Origin of the sequence: Ferrimonas aestuarii (assembly GCF_005116665.1) — a bacterium.
GTDB lineage: Bacteria > Pseudomonadota > Gammaproteobacteria > Enterobacterales > Shewanellaceae > Ferrimonas > Ferrimonas aestuarii.
Genome location: NZ_SWCJ01000056.1, coordinates 1 through 255, shown reverse-complemented (window position 1 = coordinate 255; position 255 = coordinate 1). Strand labels below are relative to the sequence as shown.

Sequence of the window (255 nt, the reverse complement as noted above, 5' to 3'; positions counted from 1 at the left end):
CTAGCGACAATGCTTCAAAGCCTCCCACCTATCCTACACATGTAGGGTCAATGTTCAGTGCCAAGCTGTAGTAAAGGTTCACGGGGTCTTTCCGTCTAGCCGCGGGTATACGGCATCTTCACCGCAATTTCAATTTCACTGAGTCTCGGGTGGAGACAGCGTGGCCATCATTACGCCATTCGTGCAGGTCGGAACTTACCCGACAAGGAATTTCGCTACCTTAGGACCGTTATAGTTACGGCCGCCGTTTACCGG

At 52.2% G+C, this 255-nt stretch carries 1 rRNA gene; it reads right to left on the bottom strand.

Annotated elements, in window-relative coordinates:
• A 23S ribosomal RNA gene (locus FCL42_RS21600) occupies nt 1-255 on the bottom strand; the annotation flags it as partial.